1 protein-coding gene is annotated in these 1,039 nt (G+C 46.3%); it reads left to right on the top strand.

Going from position 1 to position 1,039, the window contains the following annotated elements; translation table 11 throughout:
- Positions 1-796: IS1634 family transposase (locus QUB10_RS34170; RefSeq protein WP_333207563.1), on the top strand; the 796-nt coding region annotated here is incomplete at its 5' end.
- Between the last annotated feature and the right edge of the window lie 243 nt (positions 797-1,039).

Raw genomic sequence — 1,039 nt, 5'->3', positions numbered from 1 at the left:
CAATTGTTATGCCTCCATTCCACAACGATGGCTGGTGGTGAAGAGTCAGGCGCGGTTAGAATCAGACCTCAAACAATTGGAGAAACGCCTTGCAAAACATGAAGCAAAAGCCCGTGCCGCCCTCCAGCAATTGCAGAGTCAAAAGTTTGCTTGCCAGCCAGATGCCCTAACTGCTGCTGCTTTATTTTCGCAACAATTACCCTACCATCAATTGCAAGACTTACAAACGATCGAAATCATAGAACACAAAAAACGCGGCAGACCCAGCAAAAATGCCGTCGGCGAGAAATCTTATCAAATTAGAGCGGTACTTGCCCCGAAAGATAGCGTCATTGACACCGAAAGGCAACGTGCTGGATTGTTTCTGTTGGCGACCAATGTGTTAGACGAGCAAGTATTGAGTAACGACCAAATTCTCCAAGAATACAAAGCACAACAATCAACGGAGAGAGGTTTTCGATTTCTTAAAGACCCCTTATTTTTTACTTCGAGCGTTTTTCTGAAAACTCCCGAGCGAGTAGCTGCGCTAGCTGCGGTTATCGGTTTGTGCTTGTTAGTATATAGTTTAGGTCAACGCGCGCTGCGTTTGGCTCTCGAACGCGCCAAACAAACCATTGATAACCCTGTCGGCAAACCGACAGCCAAACCCACGCTGCGATGGGTGTTTCAATGTTTCATGTCAATTCATTTGTTGACGGTTAATGGCGTCAGACAAATTACCAACCTGACTCAAGAACGCTTGTGGATTCTCCAATTCTTTGGCGCTCCTTGTCGCAAATATTACCTGCTTTCTTGAGATCGCTCGCGCGCTGGAATTGGGACGAACTCCCCAACGGTTGGCGCTAAGCGTATCGCGAGGAAAAATCTAGTAAAATGAGATAGTTTGCGACGCATCCTAGCTAAGGCAAGAGCCAACGATTGTGTTGCCCATCAGGTGCGATAGTTAGACTTTTATCTAATACGATCTCTCCCAATATCTGGTCAGTCACAAGTGCTGTGAATGTCAGAATTTTCCACCATTTTCCTATACCTCAACCGG

This window comes from Microcoleus sp. B5-D4 (assembly GCF_036705145.1).
Classification (GTDB): domain Bacteria; phylum Cyanobacteriota; class Cyanobacteriia; order Cyanobacteriales; family Microcoleaceae; genus Microcoleus.
The sequence above is the reverse complement of the archived record's forward strand: the minus strand, read 5'-3'. Positions and strand labels throughout refer to the sequence as shown.